Below are 26,320 nucleotides of genomic sequence, written 5' to 3'. Positions count from 1 at the left end.
TCACGGCTTCCTGCCGAGGAACGCGAGTAGTCGCTCGCCCGGCGCCGGGCCCACCGCGGGGAGGGGCGCTGCGAACCGGGCCGGCCGGTCCTGTTCGGTGACCACCAGCGAGGCCAGCGGGAGGATCTCCCCGGCCAGCGCGGCCGGAATCGGCCGGTACGCGCGGCAGGCCGTGGCCACGTCCCAGCCGTGCACCGCGACTTCCACCGCCCCGGTGCAGGTCACGATGCCACTGGTCAGCGGCCTGCCGGCGATGGAGACCGGGTCGTTGCCCTCGGCGCCGGTCCAGGCGCCGAGCAGCAGGCGGGCCCGTTGCCGCACGGCGGCCACCGGGTCGTCCTGGCCGCGCCCTGCCGGGCTGTCCAGGCCGACCTGCCCCGGTTCCACCGCCTCGTACAGGGCGTCCATGGAGTCGGCAAGATGTTCCAGCAAGGTGCGCAGGTCCCAGTCCTGGCAGGGGGTCGGGTTCGCCAGATCCGGCGGGGTGACCAGGCGGAGGCTGCCCAGCGCGTAGCTGATCGCGCGCTCGAGCAGGCCGATGCCGCCGGTACGGACCGCCGTGGCGTCCTCGGCCGTCACGGCTGCCCGGCGCCGGGCAGCACCAGCGGCTCCGGCCGGGCGGGCTGGGTCCGGGGCAGGCCGATCGCGGGGAACAGCTCGGGGTCCATGAAGGTGATCACGCGGGTGATGGCCGCGGGCCCGAGGGTGAGCACCTGGACGTTGAACGCGTGATGCCTGCCGGTGCCGGGATCCAGCAGGTACTGCGCGAAGGCGGGCTGCCCGTTCGCGGTGAACGGGAGCAGTCGCAGGTCACCCGGCCCGGCAGGGCAGGTGGTGCACAGGTGCTGTCCGACGTGCTCGGTGCCCTGGTACCAGACCGAGTACGGGGGCATCTCCCACACCACGTCCGCGGTGAACAGGTCCACCAGCGCGGCGACGTCCTTGGCCTCGAAGGCCGCGAGATAGCGGTCGAGCAGCGCGCGCTGCTCGGCGGTCAGCGCGTCCACCACGGTGTCCTCGCTGGGGGCGACCTGCTCCAGCTGGGCACGGGCGCGTTGCAGGATGCTGTTCACCGCCGCCGTGCTCGTGTCCAGCAGCTCGGCCACCTCGGCGGCCCGCCATTTCAGCACGTCCCGCAGCACCAGCACGGCACGCTGCCGGGGCGGGAGGTGCTGCAGTGCGGCGATCAGCGCCAGCCGGATGCTCTCCCGCTCGGTGACGATCCCGGCCGGGTCGTCCGCCTCGGCCCCGGCCATGGCGTCCGGGATGGGTTCCAGCCACGGCACCTCGCCCTGTCTCACCAGGGTGTCGTGCGCGGTGGGGCTCGGGCCACCGAGCCCGGTCGGCAGCGGCCGTTTGGCCGTGCGCTCCAGCGCGGTCAGACAGGCGCTGGTCGCGATCCGGTAGAGCCAGGTGCGCAGCGAGGATCTGCCCTCGAACTTGGCGTAGCCGCGCCAGGCCCGCAGGTAGGTCTCCTGCACCAGGTCCTCGGCGTCGTGCACCGAGCCCAGCATGCGATAGCAGTGCGCGAGCAGCTCACGACGGTAGGGGTCGGCCAGTTGCGGAAAGTCGTCGGTCACCGTTCCTGCTGCCATCGCCGTACCTTTCGTTCCACCCGGACCTGACTGTATGTCAGTACCGACCCCGCCCGGAACGAAAACTCATCGGCCCGCGCTAAGCGGGTTTCTCCGCGACCCCGCACCAGGCGAACGGCCGGGCCTCGGCCTCCGGTTGCGGCAGTGTCGCGGGGTCGACCTCGGGCCGCCAGTCGGTGAGGTGGGTGATGCCTGGGTCGAGCAGGTTGAGGCCCTGGAACCAGCCGGCGATCTCCTCGGGCTGCCGCAGCCATACCGGGTTGGCGGTGGACTTGTACTGCTCGGCGAACCGCAGTACGCCCTCGGCCTGCTCCGGATCGTCCGGGCAGGTCATATGCGACAGCACCAGCCAGCTGCCGGGGCACAGCTTGTCCAGGTAGGCCCGGATGATCTCGTGCGGGCCGTCGTCCGGGCCGACGAAGTGCAGTACGGCGACCATCAGCAGGCACACCGGCTGGTCGAAGTCGATCAGCCTGCGGGTGTCCGGATGGCGCAGGATCCCGGCCGCGTCCCGCATGTCGTGCCGGATAAGGGTGGCCCAGCCGGTGGCGCCCTCGCGCTCCAGGATCAGCCTGGCGTGCGCAGCGGCCACCTCCTCGTAGTCCACGTAGACGACCCGGCCCCGCTCGTGCTCTGGCAGGTGCTCCCGGACGACCTCGTGCACGTTGCCGACCGTCGGCACGCCCGAGCCGAGGTCGATGAACTGCCGGATCCCGGCGTCCAGCGCCGCGCGCACGGCCCGGTTCATGAACTGCCGGTTGTGCCGCGAGCCGTCCTTGGCGTACGGCCAGAGCTGGATGATCCGGCGGCCGAACTCCCGGTCGACGGCCCAGTTCTGGTTGCCGCCGAGGTACCAGTCGTAGATCCGGGCCGGGGACGGTTTCTCCAGGTCGACCCCGGGCGGCGCCTCCGGTGCGACCTCCGCGGCCCTGCCGTCCCCGTTACGCTCGGTCATCGTCGACCCCCTTGTCACGCCCTGCTGCGGTGCCCGCCAGGTTAGCCACGGCGCCCGGGGGCGTGGTGGGAGCCCCCGGGCGCCGCACCGCCTGCGGGAACGGGGGCCGCTCCGGGGGCTCCTCGGCCGGCTGGAGTGTGCGCCGACCGGCCGGGTATGGGGGTGGGCCCCGGGGCAGGGGAAGCGGCGGGGCCCTGGCTACCGCGCCACCCGGCCAAGGATGCGGCAGCCGTCCGTGTGCACAACTGACACGAGCGCGGGCGCCGCCGCGTTCACTTCACTTCGCGGTGGCGTGCCCGGGTTGCGGCTGCTGGGGCGGTCCGGCTGTGCGGGAGCGGCGGCGGGAGCGGGACACCGCGACCCCGGCGAGGCACAGCGCGCCGCCCACGAAGGTCAGCCAGCCGGGCACCTCGCCCAGCGCCAGCCAGGACATCAGCACCACCACGGCAGGCACGGCGTAGGTGGTCGCGCCCATCCGGCCCGCGCTGGTGCGGGCCAGGGCGTAGGCCCAGGTGGTGAACGCCAGCGCGGTGGGGAACACCCCGAGGTACACGAGGTTGGCGGTGGCCTGCCATGAGGCGGTGCCGAGTTCGCCGACCAACTGCCCGCTGAACGGCAGGCAGGCCACCGCGCCGATCGCGCAGCCGAAGGTGGTGACCTGCAGCGCCGAGGCATGCCGCAGCGCGGGTTTCTGGCTGACCACACCCGCCGCGTAGGTCACCGCCGCGAGCAGGCACAGCAGCACGCCGAGGATGGAGGCGCGCCCCTCGTCCGCCATCGAGAGGCCCACCACCACGGCGCCCGCGAAGGACACCGCGACCCCGGCCAGCACGCGGCGCGGGAAGCCCTCCCGCAGCAGCCACCCGCCGAGCAGGGCGATCAGGATGGGGCCGATGTTCACCACCATTGCGGCGGTGCCCGCGTCCACCTGCTGCTCGCCGGCGTTCAGCGCCACCATGTAGACGCCGAACCACAGCACCCCGGCGCCGAGGATGCCGGGCCAGGCCGCGCGGGGCGGCAGGCCCTCGCGGCGCACCAGCAGGATCACGCCGAGGGCGACCGCGCCGGTGAGTAGCCTGCCCAGTGCCAGCGCCCCCGGCGAGTACTCCTCGCCCGCACTGCGGATCGAGACGAAGGCGGAGGCCCACAGCAGTACGGTCACCGTTGCCGCGGCCAGGCTCCTGCGGTCCACCCCGTCGGTCTGCTTGAAGATCACCAGCGCAACCTAGGACCTGCGTGGAGCACTGTGCCAGCGATTATCGGACATCGGGTTCGGCGCGCTCGGCGATCAGCGTGGCGAGCCCGTCCAGGATACGGCGCAGGCCGAACTCCCAGCCGTTGTCCAGCGGGGCGCCGTCGGCGGATTCGGTGGCGCCGACCAGCCCGGGAAACCGGACGTCGCGGGTGCGCATCAGCTCCTCGATCAGCGGATTCAGCCGCCGCTGGGTGGTCCACGGCTGGGTGCCGGCGGCCGCGGCGGACTGGGTGTTGCGGATGTGGCCGCTGAGCAGGAAGACCGCGTCCATCCGCTCGTCGCCGCTCAGTCCGGTTCCCTCCAGCGCCGCCACCGCGCATTCGGTCCAGCCGATCTCCCTCGGCCCCATCACCCGCTGGCCGACGGTGGCGACCGGGAGCCAGGGATGCCGCTGCCAGGTCTCCCGCATCCCGGCCGCCCAGGCTTCCATCCTGGCCCGCCAGCCTCCCGGCACCGCGCCGAGGTCGGGCGGCTCGCCGACCGCGGTCTCGATCATCACCGCGACCAGTTCGGCCTTGCTGGAGACATGCCGGTACAGCGCCATCTTGGTGACCTCGAGTGCGCTCGCCACCTGCTGCATGGACACGGCCGCCATGCCCTCGGTGTCGGCGAGCTCGATCGCGGCCCTGGCGATGCGGTCCACCGTGAGCGCCGGTCGCTGCTTCCTGGCCTGCCGGTCCCGCAGCCCCCAGAGCAGCTCGATGCTGCCAGCCTGATCCCCGGCAGCGTCCTCGCCCGAGCTCGCCATCCGCTCTCCTCTCCGTCCGTGACCGTTCATGTCCGTTCGTGGATGTCCATGAATCCGGACGATCCGGGTCTTGCCGACACCCGACTCGGGTGTCTAGTGTACACCGATGTGTCCGCCGGACACTTACGAGTCCGGCGGAAGCAAAGTATCCACAAGACACCTGTGTTACCCGTAGAAAGTGGGAGCCCGCATGTCCACCAAGATCTTCGTCAACCTCCCGGTCCGTGACCTCGACAAGTCGAAGGAGTTCTTCACCAAGCTCGGCTACTCGATCAATGAGCAGTTCACCGACGAGAACGCCTCCTGCGTGGTGATCAGCGAGGACATCTACGTGATGCTGCTGGTCGAGTCGTTCTTCGCCGGCTTCACCAGCAAGGAGGTCGCGGACGCTACCAAGACCACCGAGGTGACCCTGGCGCTGAGCGCGGACAGCAGACAGGGCGTGGACGAGCTGGTCGACAAGGCACTCGCCGCGGGCGGGCAGGTCGTGCGCGAGCCCATGGACCAGGGCCCGATGTACGGCCGTAGCTTCTACGACCTCGACGGTCACCTCTGGGAGGTCGTCTACATGGACCCGACAGCGCTGCAGTGACCGGCGGGTGACCGCCCGCGTACCGGTGGCCGGTTCCTGGTACGCGGGCGGCTGTTCACCTCGGTGTGCCCGGGATCATCTCCATCTCAGCGACGAGGTTTCGTCCTCCATCACGCCCATGGTGCTCATCTCACTGCGGTATCCGGTTCTCGCGCCTCTGAAACCGGTGTGTTCGTAGTGGTTCACCTGGCATTTGGAGTAGCCTCGGAACGAGGATATGCGGTCGTTCCACCATGAGTTGTGGTCTTTGATATTCCGGACGGAGTATTCGACCCCGGTGTCGTTGTCGCAGCCCCGGCTCTGGTACCAGGTGAAAGTCGCACCCTGGTATCTCGGGTGCTGGAACTCGATCGAGGTCACCACTCTGGCCACGCCGGTTTTCGGGCTGCCGTCGGGTTCGGTCAACGAGTTGAGACGCTGCGCGAATACCTCGTCGTGCATGGCGGAAGCGGCCGAAGGAGCGTCGGTGACCTTGCCACCGGTCGCGTTGGCGATGGCCTCATGGAAGGTGGCGTAGCAGTCGACCGTACCGGCGGATATGTACATCGTGCAGTGCGGGAGCGGCCGCGTTTCGGCCTCGCTCGCCTGTGCCGCCGGTGCCGCGGCCGTCATTCCGGCGAGTAGTGTCGCGACGGCAGCGAAAATACGAGTTCCTTTGCTTGTGGTACGCATTTTGCCTCCTCGATACCGTTCCGAAAACGATCAGGACGTCGCACGGCGCTCCCGGTTCGCACGTTTTGTTCGTGCGCGGTGGAACGTGAATCTTTCGGCATTCCGAAAGTGCCGTACCTGGTGATGTCAGAAAATTTTCTGACGCGGCACAGATTATGGTTACCGTGTTGTCCAGTCAAGCGTTGGGATTCGGTACGCGAGGTGATCGATTTGCATTCGGGCGTTTCCGGTGCTGGCGCAGCCGGGCGGCGGCTCAGCCAGGTGCGTGCCCGATGCCGATCAGTGAGCTGCCGTCGAGGATGCCGATATCCGCCTCCCGCAACCCCTCTTCGAACCGGGCCCGTACCCGGTCGATGGCGTCCGGCGGAAGTCCTTCGACGAAACCGCGCATGGCCGCGGAGAGGAAGAACGACCAGGCGTCCTCGACGTGCAGCGGCTGGGTGAAGCGCACCTCCTCGACCGTGACGTCCCGTAGCCCGAGCGAGGTGAGCCAGGAGTGCACCTTCTCGGGGGTGTCCACCCGGCCATCCGGTCCCCGGCCTTGCCGGTACTCGGCCAGTTCGGGGCGTTCGGGCAGGGCCGCCGCCACGCCGATCGGCACCAGCCGTGCCATACCGTCCCGCAGCCACGTGGTCACGGCGAACCGGCCGCCGGGGCGGAGCAGGCCTGCCAGCCGCCGGGACCCCTCGTCCATATCGGGAAAGAAGAACACGCCGTAGGCACACTGCACGAGGTCGTAGGGGGCGTCGTCCCGCCAGGCCAGCACGTCGGCGTTGACGAACCGGAGGTGATCGAGGCCGAGTGCCGCGGCCTCGCGTCTGCCGTGCTCGAGCAGCCCTTCGGCCACGTCGACGCCATGCACGACCCCGCGGGAGCCCACCGCGCGTGCGGCGGGAATCGCCGATGCCCCCGCGCCACAGCAGGCGTCCAGCACCCGTTCGCCCGGCGCGGGCCTGGCCACCGCGGCCGTGATCTCCCCGAGCGGCCGCCACAGCCGTCCCGACCAGCCGGTGAACTCCCGGTGCGCGGCACTGAAGACGCCGCCGATCGCCTCTGCGTTCATACCGGCGCAGTGTAATCGAAAATTATGTTCAATAGGGTTGTCGCGGCGCTCCGGTCCGCTGCCGCTCGCGCAGCCGCGTGATCAGCTCGGTGGCGGGCCGCAGCAGCAGTCCGGTCAGCACACCCACCACGAGCGCGCCGAGCAGCAGTCCGACCACCACGTCATGCGGGTAGTGCGCGCCGACGAAAACCCGGGAGGCCGCGGCGGTGAGGCCGATCGGGAGCGCGAGCGCGCCCAGTGCCCGCCAGGCCAGCAGGATGCCGACCGCGGCACCGCCCGCGACCACCGCGTGGTTGCTGGGGAAGGACCAGTCGCCTGGCGGCGGGCAGTCCACGATCGGTACCACCTCGGGCAGCGTGCGGCAGGGGCGTTCCACCTGCTTGACCAGTTTGAGGATCTCGCTCAGCCCGTAGGCGAGGACGGTGGCTGCCGGGGCCAGCACTGTCACCGCCATCGTGCGGGCAGGCAGTCGCCGGGCGCGCCACCAGCACAGCACCATCAACCCGGCCAGTAGCACGATCGCGGCATCGGTGAAGAACCCGGCGAAGGACTGCAGCCAGGAAGGGGTGCCCGCGGCCAGATCCACGATCTCCCGGTACAGCGCGGCGCTGGCGTCCGGAACATCCTCGATGTTCCCGCTGGTCAGCACGGGTTCTGGTGATTGTCTTTCCATTCCCGCCGACGCTAGGGCAAGCGTGCGCCCCGGCGCGGTGCACCAACGGCAGCGGCCGTCCCTGACTTTCGTCGGGGTCCTCCTCGGCCATCCGGCTTGACGGTGCGGCGCACGTCGGCTAGGTTATCAACCAGTTCGTTGATAAACAGATTGGTTGATAAAGATGGCGGTTGACGAAGATGTGGAGGAGTGGCTGGACCGGGCGTTCACGGCACTGGGTGATCCGGTCCGGCGGGCGCTGATCGCCCGGCTCTCCCACGGCGACGCGACCGTCAACGAGCTGGCCGAGCCGTTCCCGATCACCAAGCAGGCCGTGTCCCGGCACATCCAGGTGCTGGAGTCGGCCGGGCTGATCACCCGCAGCCGCGAGGGTCAGCGTCGCCCCTGTCACCTGGAGGCCGCGGCGCTGGAGACATTGACGAGCTGGATCGACACCCATCGGCTCAACCTCGAGCGGCAGTACCGCCGGCTCGATGCCGTACTGGAAACAATGAAGGAGCAGGAAAAATGAGCGAGCACCGGAACCCGACCACGATCACCGCCCAGCCGGGAACCCCGTTCATCGAGATCGAGCGCGAGTTCGAGGCGCCGGTGGAGCGCGTGTTCCGCGCCTGGACCGACCCGGAGATCCTGGTGAACTGGCTCGGGCCGCGCGAGCTGGAGCTGAAGATCATCGAACACGAGGCGCGCACCGGTGGCAGGTACCGCTACGTGCACCGCGACACCGAGGGCGCCGAGTTCGGCTTCCACGGCGTCTTCCACGAGGTGACCGAGCCCAGGCGAGTGGTACAGACGTTCGAGTTCGAGGGTGCCCCCGGCAACCCCTGCCTCGAGTCACTGTCCTTCGAGGACCTCGGTGGCCGGACCAGGGTGCTTACCCACTCGGTGTACCCCTCGGTGCAGGCCAGGGACATGGCGCTGGAGAGCGGGATGGAGCACGGCATCAACGACTCCATGGAACGCCTGGACGAGGTGTTGCGGGACCAGCTTCGGTCCACCCGTGATTGATCGGAAAACATCCGGCGACCGGAGCAATGATCAAGAGACAGATAGTGGTCAATAAATGACCAATGGGCCGAACGGGGTCCCGCTGAGCCTTCGATTGGGCTATGAATTACGCCATGCGGGTGCTCGCAACAGGGAGGCGACTTTGCTGGCGACGCTCGGCTGTATCGACGCCCGCCGGACCGTTCCTGGTGAGTTGCTGGAGCTCGTCCTGGGCAGGCCACGGGCCGCTTTGGGGGATGCGGCCCGTGGCACCAGCACCACCGTGCCCGCCGTGCGTTCGGAGGGGGACACGGCGGGCCGGTCCGGCGGTGCCCTACCAGCTCTCCCGGCCCGCCGAAACGGAATGATCATTCGACCGGAACGATTCGGGCCGCCGTAGAAAGATCACGATTTCGGCGCAGCCGCGGCGGGTTTCCCGCGCGGCCGCCGGGATAGGGCCGGGACCGTGGTGTCATACACTCGGGACGCCAGTTTCGGTCGGAGCGGAGGGCGTGATGACGCTTTCGTCGAACCAGCTGATGGACGAGTTCAAACTGCTGCGCCGGGGCCGTGGCCTGCATGCCCCCGGCCTGGATCGCGTGGTCGGGCCCGCGCTGCGGGAACTGTGCGGGATCAGCAAGGACGACGGCGCCGAAATGATCAGGGAACGTATCCGCAGCTGGGTACTCGGCAAGATCGAAAGCTTTCCGGAGGACCTGCGGACCGCGACCGCGACCTCGCTCGGCCTGAACAACGAGGCGCAGCAGCCGTTTCTCGGTGACCGGGTGCGCTGGCTCGCGCGCGGGGCCAGCAGGGATGTGCGCACGATCCGCAGGCGGATGGACACCGGGCTGACCAGGCTGGTCGAGGCCGCGGGACGGCAGCCGGTGCCGGACCACGGTGGCGAGCGGGACCACACGTGGCATGTCCGGCATTTCTCCGCGGTGCTGCGCATGGACGGCCCGACGCCGGTCTGTACCGAGCGCAGGGAGATCGTGGCCGCCAAGGACGGGATCGAATGGATCCCGTGGTCGATCAGCATTCCGCGCGGTCCCGAAGGGAGGCCCGCCGATCTCGACGTGCGCGTGGTGCACGGGGCGGTGCTGGCCAGTACGGAGCGCCCCTCCGCGCGTCGGTTCCTGATGGGCCTCCAGCTGCCTGAGCGGCTTCAGGCGGGACAGACCCACACGTTCTCGCTGGAGGTTCGCATTCCGCAGGGGCAGGCGATGCGGCCGACCTATGTGTTCTGGCCGGAACGCCGGTGCGAACGGTTCGACCTGGTGATCCGGTTCGGTTTGGAACGGATTCCGGAAGCGGTGTGGCGGCTGTCCGATGTGTTTCACCGGGACGCCGACGAGGGCGAGCCCGGTGCCGATCAGCTTACGGTGAACGGGGTGGGCGAGGTCGCCGCCTCCTTCACCGAACCCCGGCCGGGCCGGGGTTACGGCATCCAGTGGCGACCGTAACCCCGGCCCGGTTTCCGGTCAGCCGAACACGGTGAACAGAACGGTGAGCAGCTCGATGAGGGCGTGCGGTTCCATGTTTTGCTTCCTTCCGTCGATTCGATTCGCTTGATTCGCCGTCCCTGTCATTCGAAATGAGCGCGTGCCGGCAGCGCGCTAGCGGTTTTCGAATGGGCAATGTGGCGAACCCGATAATTGACGTCGATTTGTTCTCGACGTTTTCAGGTTACGTTTCGAATCTTCTGAATTGGAATGGGTTTCCCGTTTCCAGCTCGGATGGGAAACCCGGAAACGCCCGGTAACCAGGGAAAACGGCGGTGGAAGGTCAGCCGACCTCGGCGCGGCGCAACGCGGTGAGCAGCAGGGCATGGCCGCTGCCCGCGTGCGGGAGTTGCCCGCCGCGCACCAGGGACAGTGCGTCGGTGAATGCCAGCCTGCGTACCTGCAGGTCGGACTCGCCGGGCCGGAGTGCGTCCGGTCCCTCGGTCAGTCCGGTGGCCAGAAAGAGGTGGTCGACGTGATTGCTCAGCGAGTCGGCGCCGTGCACCACGCCGAGCTTGCGCCAGCTACTGGCGCGCAGGCCGGTCTCCTCGGCGAGTTCGCGCCGGGCGGCGGCGGCCGGATCGGTGTCCCCGGCCTCGACGACCCCGCCGGGCAGCCGCCATTCCGTCCCGCCGTGGGTGTAAATCCACTGCCGGGTGAGGACCACGCTGTCGTCCTGGTACTGGGCCAGAATCGTCACCGAATCCGGGGTGACGACATGTGCGTAGACGTCCCGCGCACCATCCGGGCGGATCACCAGGTCGCGGCGGACGTCGAACCACGGGTTCGAATGCACGACGTCACTTTTCAACAGCTGCCACGCCATGACGACACCGGCCTGCTCGTTCATACACCCGAACCCCATACGAACATACAACCATCCGGCGGCGGAGGTGGGACTGCCGAAAGCTGGACAGATGCTGGACAAGCGGGCTCAGACCGGAATCGGACTGCGATACTGATCCGAGGGGGTGTCGCCGTGCGGGATGCGTTCGCGGACCGGTTGAGGCGCCTGCGCAGGGCGCGGGGGCTTTCGCTGAGCAGGCTGGCCCGGCTCGTGCACTACAGCAAGGGTCATCTGAGCAGGGTCGAGAACGGGGGAAAGGCTGCGACGCCCGAACTGGCGCTGGCCTGCGATCAGGCGCTGCACGCGGGCGGTGAACTGCATGCGCTGGTTCCCGGCCGGATGCGTGGCCGCCGCCCCGGGGTGACCTGACTCACGTGGTGTCACGGCGACGGATCGGGCGGTGTCTTGAGGCCGACTCCCGGAAACAAAGGAGAGCCTCATGGACCTCGCGTTGTGGATCGCCACCGGATTGCTCGCCGCGGTCGCCCTGACCGGCGGCATCAGCAAGACGTTCGTGCCCAAGGCGAAACTGGGCAAGACCGCCGGCGGGGGATGGACCGCGGACGCCGGTGTCGGATTCGTGAAAACCCTCGGGATCCTCGAACTCCTGGCCGCGGCCGGCCTGATCCTGCCCGCCGTGCTCGATATCGCGCCGGTGCTGGTGCCGGTGACGGCCGCTTGCTGGGTGTTGCTGATGATCGGCGCGATCAGCACCCATGTGCGTTACCGCGACGGTGCCAAGTTCGTGGCGGTGACCTCGTTCTATCTGGCGCTCGCGGCATTCATCGCCTGGGGCCGGTTCGGTCCCTGGTCTTTCACCGCCTGACCGGCCGGGGTGGGGTCACCGTGGCCCGGCGGCCGACCCCACCCCCGGCGCGGTCAGCGGGCGAGGCCGTAGACCAGTTTCTGGATCCCGTTGGCGAAGGACTCGCTCTCGATCAGCCTGAGGTTCTGCTTGTCCTTGTCGGTATCGCTGAACAGCCGCTTGCCCGCGCCCAGCAGGACCGGGAAGACCAGCAGGTGATAGCGGTCGATCAGGCCGGCATCGGACAGGTTGCGGTTCAGCGCGGCGCTGCCGTGCACGATGATCGGGCCGCCTTCGGTCTCCTTGAGCGCGGCCACGTCCGGAAGGGAACGAAGGATGTGCGTCTCGCCCCAGTTGGACACCAGGTCCGTCTCCCGCAACGTGGTCGACACGACGTACTTCGGCATCGCGTTGTAGCCTGCGAACTCCTCGGTCATGTCCGGCCACACCGGCGCGAACGCCTGGTAGCTGACCCGGCCCAGCAGCATGGCCGTGGCCTCCTCCTGCTCCCGGCCCTTGATCTCGTAGGCGGCCTCTTCGAACTCGATGTCGTTGACGGTCCAGCCCGAGTTGCGGTAGCCGGGCTCGCCGCCAGGCCCCTCGATGACGCCGTCGAGCGAGACGAACGCGGTGCTGATCAGGGTGCGCATGGGTGCTCCTTGGTGGTGTTGATGTGCTGTCGGCAGTGCGTCGAACGAGAGCCACCGAACACGACACCCCGCGCCGAGAAATTTCCGGGGGCGGGCCCGGCCCCGGATCGGCTGATCCCGGACCGGGCCGGTTTCGCAGGCTGGCCGGTCAGCCCGCCATGTCCGCGAACGCGCCGGGCTGGTAGGAGCCTCCCCGCTGGTGCACGATCACCGCCAGCCGGTTGGCGGCGTTGATCAGGGCGACCATGCAGATCAGCGCGGCGGTCTGGTCGTCGTCGTAGTGCTTGCGTACCTCGGCCCAGGTCTCGTCGGAGACCCCCGGGTGGGCGTCGGCGAGCCGGGTGCCCTCCTCGGCGAGCGCCAGCGCGGCCCGCTCGGCCTCGGTGAACACCGTGGACTCGCGCCAGGCGGCGACCAGGTTGAGCCGGACCGCGGTTTCCCCTGCGGCCGCGGCCTCCTTGGTGTGCATGTCGATGCACCAGCCGCAGCCGTTGATCTGGCTGGCGCGCAGCGAAACCAGCTCCTGGGTGGAGTTCGGCAGCGCCGACTGGTGGATCACCTGGCCCGCGCCGGCGAACCGCTTGGTGAACCTGGCGACGATCTCGTTCTCGAACATGTTGAATCGGGCTTCCATGGCCTCGTCCTCACTCGTGGTGTTGCACGGAACGAACACCAGATGCCGCCGAACCCACCGGCCGTGACAGTTCGGTGCTGTGACGCGCGCCACGCCCAGAGTCAGGCCCCCGGTGTCACAAAGCGGCCGGCCGCGGTGTCTGGTGGATGACGTGGATGACCCAGCCGAGACGTAACGAGGAGCCACCATGGCAGGCAGCCCTGACCCCGCCACCGAGGCCTTCCTCGCCCACCGCAACCTGCTGTTCACCGTCGCCTACGAGATGCTCGGCTCGGCCGCCGACGCGGAGGACGTGCTGCAGGAGACCTGGCTGCGGTGGACCGGCGTGGATCTCGGCACGGTGCGGGACCAGCGGGCATACCTGGTCCGGGTCACCACCCGCCAGGCGCTCACCCGGCTGCGCACCCTCGGCAGGCGCAAGGAGTCCTATGTGGGCTCCTGGCTGCCCGAGCCGCTGCTGACCGCGCCCGATGTGGCCGAGGATGTCGAACTGGCCGACAGCGTCTCGATGGCGATGCTGCTGGTGCTGGAGACGCTCACGCCGACCGAGCGAGTGGTGTTCGTGCTGCGGGAGGTGTTCGCTGTGGACTACGAGGAGATCGCCGAGGCCGTCGGCAAGAACCCGGCCACGGTTCGTCAGATCGCGCACCGGGCACGGGAGCATGTCGCCGCGCGCAGGCCACGTGGGCCCGCATCCGCGGCGGAGACCAGGGCAGCACTTGAGGCCTTCCAGCGGGCGGCCGAAACCGGCGACCTACAGGGCCTGTTGGACGTCCTGGCGCCGGATGTCGTCATGCTCGGTGACGGCGGCGGGGTCAAGCAGGCCATCCCGCGGCCCATCGTGGGGGCCGACAAGGTGGCCCGCCTGCTGGTCATCGGGCTGGGCAAGCTTCCAGCCACGGCCACACTGGGGCCTGCGCAGGTCAACGGCTACCCGGCGCTGGTACTCCGGCAGGACGGCGAGCTCGACACCGTCGTGGCGCTGCGTATCGACGAGGGCCGCATCACCGGGCTCTACGCGGTGCGCAACCCCGAGAAGCTGACGCATATGCAGCGGGAGGTCGCGCTGAGTCGCTGAGGCGCCCGGCCGTCAGCGGCCCAGCAGCCCGGCCGTCAGCCGTCGCGCGTAATCGGGACCGAGCCCGCCGGGGCGGAACAGGATGCGATACATCATCGGCGCCACCAGCCGGTCCAGCACCGTCTCCACATCCGGCGTGCGCTCACCCCGCTCGGTGGCCCGCGCGAGGATCACCTCGATCTGCCCGGCCGCATACGCAGAGCACTGTCCTGCGTTGCCGCCGTCCGGGTCGCCGAGCAGGGCGTCCCGGATGTAGGCGCGGCCCGGGAGGGAGGACATCTCGTCGAGGAACTGCTCGGCCCACACTTCCAGGTCCGCGGCGAGGCCGCCCCGGTCCTGCGGTGGCGATTCGGGCTGTAGGTGTTCGACTGCGACGTCGGACAGCAGCCGGTGCAGGTCACCCCACCGGCGGTAGATGGTGGAGGGCGTGACCCCGGCTCGGGTGGCGATCCGGGGCACGGTCAGCGCTTCGCGTCCCGCCTCTGCCTCGAGTTCGCGGACGGCCGTGTGCACCGACTCCTGGACACGGGCGCTCCGGCCCCCGGGACGCACCATTGCCCTGCGGCTCATGGCAGCCAGCTTAAAGCAAACCTGTCGCGCCAACCCCGTCAAAGGCAAAGTATTTGCGTCAGCCCCTGTCGGGGTCTAGCGTGAATTAACGCAAATAAGTTGCTTTTGGAGGGGCAATGATGATGCCGTCCTGGGGCGTGGGCGAGTTCAGGGTGTGGCGCGTGGACGAGGTGCCACTGCCGCCGGAGACCGGTCCCTGGCTACTGCCCGCGGCGACCCCTGAGGTCGTCACAAGCCATGGATGGCTGCGCCCGGACTTCGCCGACGACACGGGTGTGCTGCGCCTGGCCAGCCACAGCTTCGCGATCTCGGCGGCCGGGCTGAAGGTCGTCGTGGATACCGGGATCGGCAACGGTAAGCAGCGGGCCAACCCGGCCTGGCACGACCTGCGGACCGGCTACCTCGACCGGCTCACGGCGGCGGGGTTCGCGCCGGAGTCCGTCGATCTGGTGGTACTGACCCATCTGCACACCGATCACGTCGGGTGGAACACCCGGTCGGTGGCGGGTGAGTGGGTGCCGACCTTCCCGAACGCCCGGTACCTGACCTCCCGGGTGGAACGGGACTTCTGGGCCGGCTATGACATGGACGAAGCCCGGCGGCAGATGTTCCGGGACTCCGTGCACCCCGTCGAGGAGGCGGGCCTGCTGGACCTCGTCGACGTGCCCGCCGACGGGATGGACCTCGTGCCCGGCCTGCGGCTCCTGCCGACACCCGGGCACACCCCCGGCCACCTCGCCGTGCGGCTGAGCAGCGGCGACCGCGCCGCGCTGATCACCGGCGACTGCGTCCATCATCCGGTTCAGCTGTCCCGGCCGGAGATCGGCAGTTGCGTGGACATCGACCCGGCCCGTGCCGAGGTCACCCGCCGCTCCCTGCTGAACTCGCTCGCCGACACCGGCACCCTCGTGCTGGGCACCCACTTTCCACCCCCGACCGCCGGGCGGATCGTCACCACGAGCACCGGCCTCGCGCTGGCCGGATGGAGCAGGACCTGACCGGTCTCGGCCAGCGGGGCCGGAAAGCGTCAGCACATTGGCCCCGACGGCGGCATAGTGCGCCCGCGGCAGGATTCGAACCTGCGACCTACCGCTTAGGAGGCGGACGCTCTATCCCCTGAGCTACGCGGGCTACCTGGGCAAGGGTACCTACCGCCGCGATCCCCCGGCGAGGGGACCTGCCTTCCGGTCCGGCCTCGCGTGTGGTTTTCGTTAACGGCCACCCAGTCGGTAGCCTTCGTTAACCGCACGCGGGGTGACCCGCCGCACGTCTGGCCGGAGGCATCGTTGATCAAGGTCATGTTCGCGGACGACGAGGAACTGGTCCGCTCGGGTCTGCGTGCCATGCTCTCCAGCGCGCATGACATCGACATCGTCGGGGAGGCCAACGACGGCCGGTCGGCCGTGGAGACGGCACGCAGGTTTCACCCGGACGTTGCCCTGCTGGACATCAAGATGCGTTCCGCGGACGACGGGATCCGGGCGCTGCGCGCGATCCAGGCCCTGCCCGAACCGCCCTACGTGGCCATGCTCACCACCTTCGACATCGACGAGTACGTCAGCCTTGCGCTGCGGCTCGGCGCGAACGGGTTCCTGCTGAAGGACATCGACCCGCCCGCCCTGCTGCGGGCGATCCGCGATCTCGCCCGCGGGGGCGCGGTTCTCGATCCCGGGGTGGCGGCCCGGATGGTGCAGGTGCACCGGGACGAGCAGCGGGCCGCCCAGCCCGCGCGCAAGCTGCTGGCCTCGCTGTCCGAGCGGGAGCGGGAGGTGGTCGGCCTGATCGGCCAGGGCATGTCGAACGCCGAGATCGGCAGCAAGCTGCACCTTTCCGAGGCGACGGTGAAGGGCTATGTCTCGGCGGTGCTGTCCAAGATCGGCGCCGCGAACCGGGTGCAGGCCGCCTTGCTCGCCTACCGGGGCGGCTTGATCGAGTAAGTCACGATTCATGGTGCTCGCCGCGCTGGAGATGGTCGGGCTGGCCGCCTTCGCGGCGTCCGGCGCGCTGGCGGCGGTCGGCGCGCGGCTGGACCTGTTCGGCGTGATCGTGCTCGGCCTGACCACCGCGCTCGGCGGCGGGATCATCCGGGACGTCCTGCTCGGCACCCACCCGCCTACCACCCTGCGGACCTGGCCGTACCTGGCGACCGGCGCGGCCGTGGCGCTGGCGGTGTTCGCCTTCCACCCGGTGATGGCCCGGTTGCGCAAGGCCGTGCTACTTGCCGACGCGGTCGGGCTCGGGGTGTTCGCCACCACCGGCACGGTGATCGCGCTGTACGAGGGCGCCCCGGTGTACACCGCGATACTGATCGGCATGACCACCGGCATCGGCGGTGGGGCCCTGCGCGACCTGCTGCTGCGCCAGATCCCGCTGGTGCTGCGCAAGGAGATCTACGCGCTGGCCGCGCTGGCCGGGGCCGTGCTGGTCGGCGCGGGTCACCTGCTCGGCCTGCCAGCCGCGCCGGTCACCCTGGTCGCCGCCGGGGTGGTGGTCGGGGTGCGGGTGCTGGCCCTGTGGCGCAGGTGGAACGCGCCGGTCGCGCGTGGCACCGGGGAGTGAAGTCACCCCGCGCTCTAAGCCCGGTCTCAGCCGGGCAGGTAAGACTGTGCCCATGCGCATTCTCGTTGTCGACGACGACCGGGCCGTTCGTGAGTCCCTGCGCCGCTCCCTCGAATTCAACGGGTACCAGGTGGAGCTGGCCAGCGACGGTGCGCAGGCACTGGACGCGATCGTGGCCAACCGCCCGGACGCGATGGTGCTGGACGTCATGATGCCGAGGCTGGACGGTCTCGAGGTGGCGCGCAGGCTGCGCAGCACCGGTGACGACCTGCCGATCCTGGTGCTCACCGCGCGGGACACCGTCTCCGACCGGGTCTCCGGGCTGGACGCGGGCGCCGATGACTACCTGCCCAAGCCGTTCGCGCTGGAGGAGCTGCTGGCCCGGCTGCGCGCGCTGCTGCGCAGGGCCAGTGCGGAGAACCAGGCCGACCAGGACGCCGAGACGCTGAGCTTCGCCGACCTGACCCTGGACCCCGGCACCAGGGAGGTGCGCAGGGGCGAGCGGGCGATCAGCCTGACCCGCACCGAGTTCGCCCTGCTCGAGCTGTTCCTCACCTACCCCAAACACGTGCTGACCAGGAGCCGGATCCTGGAGGAGGTCTGGGGCTACGACTTCCCGACCTCGGGTAACGCGCTCGAGGTCTACGTGGGGTACCTGCGGCGCAAGACCGAGGCCGACGGCGAGCCGCGGCTGATCCACACCGTGCGCGGGGTCGGCTACGTGCTGCGGGACACGCCCCCGTGACGGCGGTGGACGTCACCCGCCGCCGCGGTGCCGGCGGCCGCCGGTTCTCGCTGCGCTCGCGGGTCACCCTGCTCGCGGCGATCTGCGTGGCCGGTGCGGTGGGGCTGGTCTCGCTCGGCGCGTACCTCACCGTGCGGGACAACCTGTACGAGCAGCTGGACGAGAACCTGATCGAGCGGGCGTCCTCCGCGGTCGAGGTGCCGCTGGTGCGCAACCGGCTGGAGACCATCCCCGGCGCGTTCCTGACCAGTACCGACATCCAGATCGGGCTGCTGTACGCGGACAACCAGATGATCGCCCCCAGCGAGGGCCGCAGGCCCGCATCCGGGCCGGATGAGCTGGCGGTCGCGCAGGGCACCTCGCGTTACTCGCTGCGCACCGACACCGAGACCAACACCAGGGTGATCGCGCTGCCCTCGGGGCCGGGGCAGGCCATGGTGCTCGCCCAGTCGCTGGCCCCGACCAAGCACACGCTGGGCGAGCTGTCCCTGGTGCTGTTCCTGATCAGCGGTGCGGGCATCATCGTGGCCGCGCTGGCCGGTACCGCCGTGGCCCGTGCCGGGCTGCACCCGGTGGAGCGGCTCACCTCGGCAACCGAGCGGGTGGCGCGCACCGCCGACCTGCGGCCGATTCCGGTCAGCGGGGACGACGAGCTGGCCAGGCTGACGCACAGCTTCAACACCATGCTGGCCGCGGTCGCCGAGTCCCAGGAGCGGCAGCGGCAGCTGGTCGCCGACGCCGGGCACGAGCTGCGCACCCCGCTGACCTCGCTGCGCACCAACCTGGAGCTGCTGCTGGCCGCGCAGCGCTCGCAGACCGGGCAGTTGTCCGAGCAGGACCGGGCGGAGATCGAGGCCGACATCCGCGCGCAGCTGGACGAGCTGACCCAGCTGATCGGCGACCTGGTCGAGCTGGCGCGGCAGGACGAGACGCGGGCCGAGTTCGAGCGGGTCGAGCTGATCGAGGTGGTGGAACGGGCGCTGGACCGGGCCCGGCGGCGGGCGGGCGAGATCGAGTTCGACGTCTCCCTGCAGCCGTGGGTGGTCAGCGGGCATGCCGGGGCACTCGAACGCGCCGTGCTGAACCTGCTGGACAACGCGGTGAAGTTCGCGCCTGCCGACTCCGCAGTGGTGGTCCGGCTGCGGCCGCTCGGTGACGGCACCGCGGTGCTGGAGGTCGCCGACGCGGGCCCGGGTATCGCTGATGCCGACCTGCCCAAGGTGTTCGAGCGGTTCTACCGCTCCTCGGAGGCGCGTACCCTACCCGGCTCCGGGCTCGGCCTGGCGATCGTCAAGCAGACCGCGGAGCGGCACGGCGGCTCGGTGTACGCGGGCCGGGCACCGGAAGGCGGGGCGCTGATGACGATCCGGCTGCCCGGCATTCCCGGTTGAGGCACCTGATCCAGCACATGTTTGTTCGTGTAGGATTTTGTGCAGTTGACGTTCGGGCGCGGGACGGAGTTGACGGTGCTGGCGCGGCAGCGGCAAGCGGTGATTCTCGAGGAGGCGCGGCGGACCGGCGCGGTCCGGGTCAGTGACCTCGTCGGCAGGTTGGGCGTCTCGGATATGACCGTGCGCCGTGACCTCGATGTGCTGGCCAGCAGGGGACTGGTCGAGAAGGTCTACGGCGGGGCGACCTCGGTGGTCGGCAAGAGCACCGACGAGCCGGGGTTCGAGGCCAAGTCGGTGCAGCAGCGCGCGCAGAAGGAAGCCATCGCCGCGGTGGCGGCCGGGCTGGTCCGGCCGGGTACCGCGATCGGGCTGTCCGCGGGCACCACCACCTGGACGCTGGCTCGCGCGCTGGACGCGATCCCCGGCCTCACCATCGTGACCAACTCGATCCAGGTCGCCGACGTACTGCGCGGCTCCGCCCAGCCCGACCGCACCGTGGTGCTGACCGGGGGCGTCCGCACCCCCTCGGACGCGCTGGTCGGCCCGGTTGCGGTGAACAGCCTGCGCACCCTGCACCTGGACCTGGTGTTCCTCGGCGTGCACGGGATGGCCGACGGCCCAGGGTTCACCACCCCCAACCTGACCGAGAGCGAGACCAACCGGGCCCTTGTCGAGGCGGGCCGCAGACTGGTCGTGCTCGCCGACCACAGCAAGTGGGGGACGGTGGGCATCTCGACCATCGCCGACTTCGAAGAGGCACACGTCGTGGTCACCGACGACGGGCTACCGGCCCATGCCAGGGAGGCCCTTGCCGAGCACGTCGGCGAGCTGATGATCGCCACGGTCGCGGGAGATGCGGAGTGAACAGGACCACCCGGCGCCTCGCCGACGGCCGCGAGATCATCTACTTCGACGAGCGGCCGGTACCGCGGGATGCGGTGGACGAAAGGGACCTGCCCCCGGTGGTCGCCGCCTCGGAGATCCGGCTCGACCCGCTCACCCGCGAGTGGGTCGCCATGGCGGCGCACCGGCAGAGCCGCACCTACAAGCCACCGGCTGACCTGTGCCCGCTGTGCCCGACCAAACCGGGGCGGCCGAGCGAGATCCCGGAGGCCGAGTACGACGTCGCGGTCTTCGAGAACCGCTTCCCCTCCTTCGCGGCCGGGGTTACCGGTGATCAGACCACTGTGGATGGTTTGGGGGTGGTGCCGGTCGCGCCGGGCCGGGGCCGGTGCGAGGTGGTGTGTTTCACCAGTGACCACCAGCGCTCCTTCGCCGAGCTGAGCCCGCGGCGGGTGCGCACGGTGATGGACGCCTGGGCCGATCGCACCGAGTATCTCTCCACAGTGGAGGGTGTGCGGCAGGTTTTCCCTTTCGAGAACCGGGGGGAGGAGATCGGGGTCACCCTGCATCACCCGCACGGGCAGATCTATGCCTACCCGTTCGTGACCCCGCGCACCGAGCGGATGATCGAGGTCGCCCGCGCGCATCTCGCCGAGCACGGTAGTCACCCGCTCGGGGACGTGCTCGCCGCCGAGCTCCGTTCCGGCGCGCGGCTGCTGGCCCGCGGTGAGCACTGGACCGCCTTCGTCCCGCCCGCCGCGCGCTGGCCGGTGCAGCTGCGGGTGGTGCCGCACCGCCAGGTCCCGGACATCGCCGCGCTGACCGCGGCCGAGCGGGATGACTTCGCCGAGGTGTACCTGCGCGTGCTGCGCTCCTGCGACGCGCTCTACGGGCGGCCGTTGCCCTATGTCGCCGCCTGGCACCAGGCGCCCGTGCACCGGGACCGGGAGCTGGGCTGGCTGCACCTCGAGCTGTTCTCCGTGCTGCGCGCACCGGACAAGCTCAAGTATCTTGCGGGGTCGGAGTCCGGCATGGCGGTGTGGGTGAACGACGCGACCCCGGAGCAGATCGCCGACAGGTTGCGAGCCGCCTTGCCTGCCTGAGGCACACTCATGTCGTACCCACAGGTTCGGCTCAGCAAGCTCTCAGGACCGAGGCGCATGGTGAGGACATGACCGAGAACGACCCCACAGCTCAGGATCGCCAGGGACAACAGGACAACCCGGGCACGCCGGAGCACGGCGGTTGGCCCACGCAGTCCGCCCCCAGCCCGTGGTCTGCGCAGGGGGCGCAGCCAGGGTCGCAGCAGCCGCAGTACGGCTACAACCCGTACGCCCAGACGGGCCAGACGGGCCAGTCGGAGCAGCCGGGCCTGGCAGGGCAGCCGGTGCAGCCCGGCCAGCACGGGCCGTACGGCAGCCCGTCCACCGCGATCTTCCCGACCCCGCCGGACGCCGGGCGACGGCAGCAGGGCGGCTCCGGCAAGATCGTGGCCGGGGTTGCGGTGCTGGCCCTGCTGCTCGGCGGCGGCGCCGGTGGCATCGCCGGTTACCTGGTAGCGGAGCCCGCGGGCGGCGGCTCCTCGGTGACCGCGCTGGACCAGCAGCCCCCGGCCAAGCGCACCGGCAACGCCCCGGACGGCAGCGTCGAGTCGGTGGCGCAGAAGGTGCTGCCGAGCGTGGTGCAGCTGCGTGTCACCGGCAGGGCAGGCCAGGGCGAGGGCTCCGGCTTCGTGCTCAGCCAGGACGGCTACATCCTGACCAACAACCATGTCGTCGAGGTCGCCGCGGCAGGCGGCCAGATCCAGGCCGTGTTCCAGAACGGGGACAAGGCGGAGGCCACGATCGTCGGCAGGGACCCGACGACCGATATCGCCGTGGTCAAGGCGGAGGGCGTGAGCGGCCTGACCCCGGTGGAGATCGGGCGTTCGGATGACCTGCGGGTCGGTGAGGGCGTGGTGGCGATCGGTTCGCCGTTCGAGCTGGCCGGCACCGTCACCTCGGGTATCGTCAGCGCGCTGCACCGGCCGGTGAGCGCGGGCGGCGGCCCCGGCGACCAGACCACGGTGATGGACGCGATCCAGACCGACGCCGCGATCAACCCGGGCAACTCGGGCGGGCCGCTGGTGAACATGGCAGGCCAGGTGATCGGCATCAACTCGGCGATCTACAGCCCGCAGTCCGGCTCCGGTGGGCTGCCGGGGCAGCGGTCCGAGGGCGGCAACGTCGGCATCGGCTTCGCGATCCCGATCGACCAGGCGCGCCGCACCGCGGAGCAGATCATGGACACCGGCACGGCCAAGCAGACCTACATCGGCGCCGGGGTCAAGGACAGCCCTTCCGGCGGCGCGCTGCTGGCCGAGATCACCCCGGGCAGCCCCGCGGAAAAGGCGGGCCTGAAGGCGGGTGACGTGATCACCAAGATGGGCGACCGGGCCATCGAGGACGCCAACACCCTCGTCGCGGCGGTGCGCACCAGGGCGCCCGGCGAGAAGGTCACCTTCACCCTTGCGGACAACAGCACGGTCGAGGTCACCCTCGGCGGCCAGGACGTCCCGGTGAACTGACCCCACCCACGCTCGGCCGCAGCTCGCGGCCGAGACCAACCCCCCGTCGGCGGCGCAGGTGGCGTGTGGTGCCGGCGATCAGGGCGATGGCCCAGACGAGGGCGAGTGCGATGAGCAGGCCGGTGCCGGTGCCCCCTTCGTGCAGCCCAGGACTGGGCGGGGCCCCGTAACGCCGCCACAGCAGCGGGACCGACAGCAGCACCAGCACCCCGCTGATCACCGCGCCCGCCGTCAGCGGCGCCCGCCAGGCGGGCCTGGCGAACCGGCTCAGCGCCAGGCCCGCCAGCCCCACGACCGGGGCCAGCAGCAGGTCGTGCACCAGCGGCCCGCCCACCAGCCAGCCCAGCAGGCGCAGGGTATGCGGCCCCGCGGGCAGCGCGAGCTCGCCCACCAGCACCACACCCCAGGCCAGCAGCGCCAGCCCGGCCACGGCCAGCGCGACCCGCGGCGCCTCCCGCCATACCCGCGTGCTCATCGGACCTCCAGCCTGCTGACCCACTTGGTCTGTAGCACCCCCGGCCGGTTCGGCGCGATGATCCGGCAGGGGTAGCCGTGGTCCACATTCAGTACCTCGCCGTTCAGCCGCAGCGCGAGCAGGGTCAGCGGATCGGCCGTGTGCTCTCCGGGCAGTGTGCTGGCCGACCACAGCCCGGACCGCTCCAGCGAGCCGACCGCCAGCTCCGCACCGGGCTCGGCCCCGACCGCGCGCAGCAGGTCGGCGACGGCAACGCCGGTCCAGCTCGCGGACTGGCTCCAGCCCTCGACACAGGCGATCGGCAACTCGGCCGTGGTCTGCGGGAGCGCGCGGAGCTCGGCGAGCGAGAACCGGCGGGTCCGCTCCCCGGTGACCACCTCCAGCCGCCAGTCCGCTGCCCGCGCGGCCTCCAGCACCCCGGCGGCCGCGGCGGTGCGGTTCACCGGAACGCCCTGGGATCCCTTGCCGGTGCGCCAGGACAGCACCGAGACCTCGCGCAGCAGCGGGACGGTGGCACCGGCCGTGGCCAGCACCGCCGTCCCGGTGGCCAGCCAGGTGGTGCGCAGGAAACCGCGCCGGGACAACCCGGTCGCACCGCGCTCCCGGTCCTCGCCCGCGGTGTCCCTGGTCAGCGCCCTGCGGATGACCGGCCGTTTCACCGCCACATGCACCAGGATCGACCCGGCTGCCACCCAGGCGAGCGCGTAGTGCACGGCCGGGAAGAAGAAGGTCCACGGGTAGTTCTGCGCCACGTTGAACAAGCCGGTTATCAGCTGGAAGAACGCGGCCCCGGACAGCACCAGGATCGAGCCGCGCTCGATCGCATGCGGCAGCGAGCGCACCACCGGCCGTTCGAACAGCTTGGGGTAGACGCTCCACAGCTTCGCCAGCAGCAGCGGGATCGCCGCGATCCCGGAGATGACGTGCAGGCCCTGGGTGATCCGGTAGAGATTCACCGGCCGGCTCGGCCACAGGAACCACGATGGCGGGTGCTGAATGGCGTGGCTGATCAACCCGGTGACGAAGCAGATCCCGAATGCGATCCCGAGCCACATCCCCACCCGCGCGGCGACCCGCTCGGAATGCACGCTGCTGCGGAACCGGCTCATTCCGGCCGTCCGGTCAGCTCCACGAACCAGCGCCGCCCGTGGGTGGCGGCCCAGGCGACCCGCAGCCCGGCCCGCCGCGCCACCACCGAGATGGCGTCGGCGCCCAGCCAGGCCCAGGAGAACCAGCCGCCGTCCGCTCCGTGGCCGCGCAGCCGGACGCTGGCGTGCCGCAGCCCGCCACCGGGCGGCTCCAGCTCCACCAGCGCGCTGCCGCTAGCGCCGATCAGTTCGGCGATACGCCGCAGCAACCCGACCGGGTCGCCGCCGATGCCGATATTGCCGTCGGCGAGCAGCACATGCCGCCATCGACCCTCGCCGGGGAGCGGGCCGAACACGTCCCTGCGCAGCGCGACCCCGCCGCGTTGCCTGGTCAGCCATACCGCGGTGGCCGAGGTGTCGATGCCAAGCGCGAGCACACCCCGCTCGCCCAGCGCGCCTGCCAGCCTGCCCGGCCCGCAGCCGACGTCCAGGGTCGGCCCGGTGCAGCGGGCGAGCAGCAGCTCGTCCCCGCCAGCCGGCGGCCGCCGCCAGCGGTGCACCGGGAGCGCCACGCACTCGCCGGTGACCAGCTCCAGCCAGCACGGGTCGCCCAGCAGCGCCCGGTCGAACTCGCCTCCCCTGGTGGCCCGCGCGGTCATGGCACGGTGATCCGTCCGTGCACCGTGGCAAGCGCCTCGGCGAACCGGCCGCCCGCCGTGGCCGCGACCCGCTCCGCATCCGCCATGGTGTCCACATCGGACAACGTGGGTCCGGTGGCCACCCTGAGCCCGGCCGCGCGCAGGGCGGCCGCGGTGCGCGCACCGGTGTCCGCGCGGGACATCGGCACTCCGGCCAGCACCCGCGCGTGGTCGGGTCCGCGCAGCCCGAGTGCCCACCAGCCACCGTCGGTCGCCGGGGCGAGCACCGCGTCCGGAGTACCGTCCGCCCGCAGCGGCGCGGCCACCGAGACCAGCAGCTCGGGGGTGACCTGCGGGGTGTCCATCCCGATCTGCAGCACCGGGTGTCCCGGCCACCGCGCGCCGGTGTCCGCGTGCGCGCGGGCCAGCCTGCGGGCGAAGTCCGTGCCGCGCTGCGGGAGCACCGTGCAGCGCCGCAGCATGTCTTCCAGCTCGGCTGCCCTTGCCGCCTCGCCGAGCTCACCGGTGAACGCCACCACCGGCTCGGCCCCCGGTACGGCCAGCACCGCATCCAGGGTGTCCAGCAGCGCGGCCGCCGCCAGCTCGGCCGCCTCCCGCGGGGTGGCAGGCGGGCACAGCCGGGTCTTGGCCAGCCCCGGCACCGGGGCCTTGGCCACCACGAGCAGGCAGAACCCGGCGGTCATCGGGTCAGCACCCGGCCCATGTCCCGCACCGCCCGCGCCGTGCCGCGCACGGACCCGGAGACCTTGGAGGTGGTGCCCTTCGCCCGTTCCCGGTAGGCCACGTCGAACTCGCGGACCCGCCAGCCCGCGCGGGTGGCCCTGATCAGCATTTCCAGCGGGTACCCGAACGCGCGGTCCAGCACACCGAGCTCCAGCAGGGTGGCCCGGCCGACCGCGCGCATCGGTGCGATGTCGTGCACCGGCAGCCCCCTGCGCCGCAGCAGCGCGGACAGCAGCAGGTTCCCAGCCCGCGCGTGCCAGGGCCACACCCCGGGGGCCACCGGCACCCTGCGGCCCACGGCCAGCTCGGCCTCGCCACCGGCGACCGCGGCCACCAGCGGGGGCAGCTCGCCGGGATCGAGCGACCCGTCCGCGTCCACGAAACACACCACCTCCGAGGTGGCGGCCTCGAGGCCGGTGTGCACGGCGGCGCCGTAGCCGGGGCGGGGCTCGGGCACCACCCGCGCGCCGAGCCCGGCGGCCACCTCGGCGGAGCCGTCGGTGGATCCGTTGTCCACCACGATCGCGCGGTAGCCAGCCGGCAGGGCGCCGAGGACGCCGGGCAGCGCGCGGGCCTCGTTCAGGCACGGTAGGACGACATCGACCTCGTCTGCGTTCACGCCTCCAAGCTAGATCCACCGTG

Annotated in this window: 32 protein-coding genes and 1 tRNA gene; 15 read left to right on the top strand and 18 right to left on the bottom strand. The window is 70.7% G+C overall.

What is annotated here, in order from left to right:
- The 5 genes from KOI47_RS29295 to KOI47_RS29275 form a co-directional block, all read right to left on the bottom strand.
- On the bottom strand, window positions 1-579 hold the full coding sequence (locus tag KOI47_RS29295) for a TIGR03086 family metal-binding protein (protein ID WP_216209880.1): 579 nt from the start codon (window positions 577-579) through the stop codon (window positions 1-3).
- On the bottom strand, window positions 576-1,595 hold the full coding sequence (locus tag KOI47_RS29290) for a sigma-70 family RNA polymerase sigma factor (RefSeq protein WP_216209878.1): 1,020 nt from the start codon (window positions 1,593-1,595) through the stop codon (window positions 576-578). The genes KOI47_RS29295 and KOI47_RS29290 overlap by 4 nt, the downstream gene beginning before the upstream one ends.
- Before the next feature lie 79 nt (window positions 1,596-1,674).
- Window positions 1,675-2,550 (bottom strand): SAM-dependent methyltransferase, encoded by an 876-nt coding sequence (locus tag KOI47_RS29285; protein ID WP_216209876.1) that lies wholly within the window; start codon window positions 2,548-2,550, stop codon window positions 1,675-1,677.
- 277 nt (window positions 2,551-2,827) lie between these two features.
- A complete protein-coding gene (locus KOI47_RS29280; protein WP_216217635.1) occupies window positions 2,828-3,742 on the bottom strand; it encodes a DMT family transporter in 915 nt (304 codons plus the stop codon).
- 64 nt (window positions 3,743-3,806) lie between these two features.
- Window positions 3,807-4,553, bottom strand: a complete 747-nt coding sequence (locus KOI47_RS29275) for a TetR/AcrR family transcriptional regulator (RefSeq protein ID WP_216209875.1) — start codon at window positions 4,551-4,553, stop codon at window positions 3,807-3,809.
- A gap of 190 nt (window positions 4,554-4,743) precedes the next feature.
- Here KOI47_RS29275 and KOI47_RS29270 point away from each other — a divergent pair, with 190 nt between their 5' ends.
- On the top strand, window positions 4,744-5,145 hold the full coding sequence (locus KOI47_RS29270) for a VOC family protein (RefSeq protein ID WP_216209873.1): 402 nt from the start codon (window positions 4,744-4,746) through the stop codon (window positions 5,143-5,145).
- Window positions 5,146-5,220: 75 nt separating this feature from the next.
- Here the strand turns inward: KOI47_RS29270 and KOI47_RS29265 are convergent, their stop codons facing one another.
- From KOI47_RS29265 to KOI47_RS29255, 3 genes are all read right to left on the bottom strand, one after another.
- The gene (locus KOI47_RS29265; protein WP_216209871.1) at window positions 5,221-5,817 is read right to left on the bottom strand and encodes a hypothetical protein; all 597 of its coding nucleotides are present in this window, start codon (window positions 5,815-5,817) and stop codon (window positions 5,221-5,223) included.
- Window positions 5,818-6,070: 253 nt separating this feature from the next.
- Window positions 6,071-6,880 carry a class I SAM-dependent methyltransferase gene (locus tag KOI47_RS29260; RefSeq protein WP_216209869.1) on the bottom strand — a complete coding sequence of 270 codons (810 nt, stop codon included), beginning with the start codon at window positions 6,878-6,880 and terminating at the stop codon, window positions 6,071-6,073.
- A 28-nt stretch (window positions 6,881-6,908) separates the two neighbouring features.
- Window positions 6,909-7,553, bottom strand: coding sequence for a phosphatase PAP2 family protein (locus KOI47_RS29255; RefSeq protein WP_216209867.1), 645 nt, complete (start codon window positions 7,551-7,553; stop codon window positions 6,909-6,911).
- Window positions 7,554-7,716: 163 nt separating this feature from the next.
- Between KOI47_RS29255 and KOI47_RS29250 the strand changes: the two genes are divergently transcribed.
- The 3 genes from KOI47_RS29250 to KOI47_RS29240 all read left to right on the top strand — a co-directional run bounded on the left by KOI47_RS29250 (window position 7,717) and on the right by KOI47_RS29240 (window position 10,006).
- Window positions 7,717-8,064, top strand: coding sequence for an ArsR/SmtB family transcription factor (locus tag KOI47_RS29250; protein WP_216209866.1), 348 nt, complete (start codon window positions 7,717-7,719; stop codon window positions 8,062-8,064).
- Window positions 8,061-8,561 carry an SRPBCC family protein gene (locus KOI47_RS29245; RefSeq protein ID WP_216209864.1) on the top strand — a complete coding sequence of 167 codons (501 nt, stop codon included), beginning with the start codon at window positions 8,061-8,063 and terminating at the stop codon, window positions 8,559-8,561. Before KOI47_RS29250 ends, KOI47_RS29245 begins: the two co-directional genes overlap by 4 nt.
- A gap of 494 nt (window positions 8,562-9,055) precedes the next feature.
- Window positions 9,056-10,006, top strand: a complete 951-nt coding sequence (locus KOI47_RS29240; RefSeq protein ID WP_216209862.1) for a hypothetical protein — start codon at window positions 9,056-9,058, stop codon at window positions 10,004-10,006.
- Window positions 10,007-10,328: 322 nt separating this feature from the next.
- On the opposite strand, the gene KOI47_RS29235 is transcribed toward KOI47_RS29240, so the two are convergent.
- The gene (locus KOI47_RS29235; protein WP_216209860.1) at window positions 10,329-10,895 is read right to left on the bottom strand and encodes an NUDIX domain-containing protein; all 567 of its coding nucleotides are present in this window, start codon (window positions 10,893-10,895) and stop codon (window positions 10,329-10,331) included.
- Window positions 10,896-11,024: 129 nt separating this feature from the next.
- Here KOI47_RS29235 and KOI47_RS35985 point away from each other — a divergent pair, with 129 nt between their 5' ends.
- Entirely contained in the window at window positions 11,025-11,261 is a 237-nt protein-coding gene (locus tag KOI47_RS35985) for a helix-turn-helix domain-containing protein (protein ID WP_232376335.1), read from the top strand.
- Between the two features lie 70 nt (window positions 11,262-11,331).
- Window positions 11,332-11,718 (top strand): DoxX family protein, encoded by a 387-nt coding sequence (locus KOI47_RS29225; protein WP_216209856.1) that lies wholly within the window; start codon window positions 11,332-11,334, stop codon window positions 11,716-11,718.
- 53 nt (window positions 11,719-11,771) lie between these two features.
- Here the strand turns inward: KOI47_RS29225 and KOI47_RS29220 are convergent, their stop codons facing one another.
- Both KOI47_RS29220 and KOI47_RS29215 read right to left on the bottom strand, forming a co-directional pair.
- The gene (locus tag KOI47_RS29220) at window positions 11,772-12,347 is read right to left on the bottom strand and encodes a dihydrofolate reductase family protein (RefSeq protein ID WP_216209854.1); all 576 of its coding nucleotides are present in this window, start codon (window positions 12,345-12,347) and stop codon (window positions 11,772-11,774) included.
- Between the two features lie 148 nt (window positions 12,348-12,495).
- Entirely contained in the window at window positions 12,496-12,981 is a 486-nt protein-coding gene (locus KOI47_RS29215; protein WP_216209852.1) for a carboxymuconolactone decarboxylase family protein, read from the bottom strand.
- Window positions 12,982-13,168: 187 nt separating this feature from the next.
- Between KOI47_RS29215 and KOI47_RS29210 the strand changes: the two genes are divergently transcribed.
- Window positions 13,169-14,059 (top strand): RNA polymerase sigma-70 factor, encoded by an 891-nt coding sequence (locus tag KOI47_RS29210; protein ID WP_216209850.1) that lies wholly within the window; start codon window positions 13,169-13,171, stop codon window positions 14,057-14,059.
- 12 nt (window positions 14,060-14,071) lie between these two features.
- On the opposite strand, the gene KOI47_RS29205 is transcribed toward KOI47_RS29210, so the two are convergent.
- Complete coding sequence (locus KOI47_RS29205; protein ID WP_216209849.1) at window positions 14,072-14,629, bottom strand: TetR/AcrR family transcriptional regulator; 558 nt, start codon at window positions 14,627-14,629, stop codon at window positions 14,072-14,074.
- Window positions 14,630-14,790: 161 nt separating this feature from the next.
- Here KOI47_RS29205 and KOI47_RS29200 point away from each other — a divergent pair, with 161 nt between their 5' ends.
- Complete coding sequence (locus tag KOI47_RS29200) at window positions 14,791-15,627, top strand: MBL fold metallo-hydrolase (RefSeq protein ID WP_332461430.1); 837 nt, start codon at window positions 14,791-14,793, stop codon at window positions 15,625-15,627.
- A 60-nt stretch (window positions 15,628-15,687) separates the two neighbouring features.
- Here KOI47_RS29200 and KOI47_RS29195 read toward each other — a convergent pair.
- Window positions 15,688-15,760 (bottom strand) — tRNA-Arg (locus KOI47_RS29195).
- A 155-nt stretch (window positions 15,761-15,915) separates the two neighbouring features.
- Between KOI47_RS29195 and KOI47_RS29190 the strand changes: the two genes are divergently transcribed.
- From KOI47_RS29190 to KOI47_RS29160, 7 genes are all read left to right on the top strand, one after another.
- On the top strand, window positions 15,916-16,566 hold the full coding sequence (locus tag KOI47_RS29190; RefSeq protein ID WP_216209847.1) for a response regulator: 651 nt from the start codon (window positions 15,916-15,918) through the stop codon (window positions 16,564-16,566).
- 10 nt (window positions 16,567-16,576) lie between these two features.
- A complete protein-coding gene (locus KOI47_RS29185) occupies window positions 16,577-17,188 on the top strand; it encodes a trimeric intracellular cation channel family protein (protein ID WP_216209846.1) in 612 nt (203 codons plus the stop codon).
- 52 nt (window positions 17,189-17,240) lie between these two features.
- Window positions 17,241-17,933 carry a response regulator transcription factor gene (locus tag KOI47_RS29180; protein WP_216209845.1) on the top strand — a complete coding sequence of 231 codons (693 nt, stop codon included), beginning with the start codon at window positions 17,241-17,243 and terminating at the stop codon, window positions 17,931-17,933.
- Window positions 17,930-19,324: a HAMP domain-containing sensor histidine kinase gene (locus KOI47_RS29175; protein WP_216209844.1), complete on the top strand. Its 1,395-nt coding sequence runs from the start codon at window positions 17,930-17,932 to the stop codon at window positions 19,322-19,324. The genes KOI47_RS29180 and KOI47_RS29175 overlap by 4 nt, the downstream gene beginning before the upstream one ends.
- 75 nt (window positions 19,325-19,399) lie before the next feature.
- A complete protein-coding gene (locus KOI47_RS29170) occupies window positions 19,400-20,188 on the top strand; it encodes a DeoR/GlpR family DNA-binding transcription regulator (RefSeq protein ID WP_216217634.1) in 789 nt (262 codons plus the stop codon).
- Complete coding sequence (gene galT, locus KOI47_RS29165) at window positions 20,185-21,270, top strand: galactose-1-phosphate uridylyltransferase (RefSeq protein ID WP_216209843.1); 1,086 nt, start codon at window positions 20,185-20,187, stop codon at window positions 21,268-21,270. Before KOI47_RS29170 ends, galT begins: the two co-directional genes overlap by 4 nt.
- 68 nt (window positions 21,271-21,338) lie before the next feature.
- Complete coding sequence (locus tag KOI47_RS29160; protein WP_216209842.1) at window positions 21,339-22,733, top strand: S1C family serine protease; 1,395 nt, start codon at window positions 21,339-21,341, stop codon at window positions 22,731-22,733.
- On the opposite strand, the gene KOI47_RS29155 is transcribed toward KOI47_RS29160, so the two are convergent.
- Genes KOI47_RS29155 through KOI47_RS29135 form a run of 5 tightly spaced genes read right to left on the bottom strand, consistent with a single transcriptional unit; the run spans window position 22,699 to window position 26,297 of the window.
- Window positions 22,699-23,208 (bottom strand): hypothetical protein, encoded by a 510-nt coding sequence (locus KOI47_RS29155; protein ID WP_216209841.1) that lies wholly within the window; start codon window positions 23,206-23,208, stop codon window positions 22,699-22,701. The two genes, KOI47_RS29160 and KOI47_RS29155, sit on opposite strands and share 35 nt — an antisense overlap.
- On the bottom strand, window positions 23,205-24,317 hold the full coding sequence (locus tag KOI47_RS29150; protein WP_216209840.1) for a molybdopterin-dependent oxidoreductase: 1,113 nt from the start codon (window positions 24,315-24,317) through the stop codon (window positions 23,205-23,207). The genes KOI47_RS29155 and KOI47_RS29150 overlap by 4 nt, the downstream gene beginning before the upstream one ends.
- A complete protein-coding gene (locus tag KOI47_RS29145; protein ID WP_216209839.1) occupies window positions 24,314-24,955 on the bottom strand; it encodes a class I SAM-dependent methyltransferase in 642 nt (213 codons plus the stop codon). The genes KOI47_RS29150 and KOI47_RS29145 overlap by 4 nt, the downstream gene beginning before the upstream one ends.
- Complete coding sequence (locus KOI47_RS29140) at window positions 24,952-25,638, bottom strand: TIGR04282 family arsenosugar biosynthesis glycosyltransferase (protein ID WP_216209838.1); 687 nt, start codon at window positions 25,636-25,638, stop codon at window positions 24,952-24,954. The genes KOI47_RS29145 and KOI47_RS29140 overlap by 4 nt, the downstream gene beginning before the upstream one ends.
- Window positions 25,635-26,297, bottom strand: a complete 663-nt coding sequence (locus KOI47_RS29135) for a glycosyltransferase family 2 protein (RefSeq protein WP_216209835.1) — start codon at window positions 26,295-26,297, stop codon at window positions 25,635-25,637. The genes KOI47_RS29140 and KOI47_RS29135 overlap by 4 nt, the downstream gene beginning before the upstream one ends.
- Between the last annotated feature and the right edge of the window lie 23 nt (window positions 26,298-26,320).

The organism is Amycolatopsis aidingensis (assembly GCF_018885265.1).
GTDB classification, from domain to species: Bacteria; Actinomycetota; Actinomycetes; order Mycobacteriales; family Pseudonocardiaceae; genus Amycolatopsis; species Amycolatopsis aidingensis.
The sequence above is the reverse complement of the archived record's forward strand: the minus strand, read 5'-3'. Positions and strand labels throughout refer to the sequence as shown.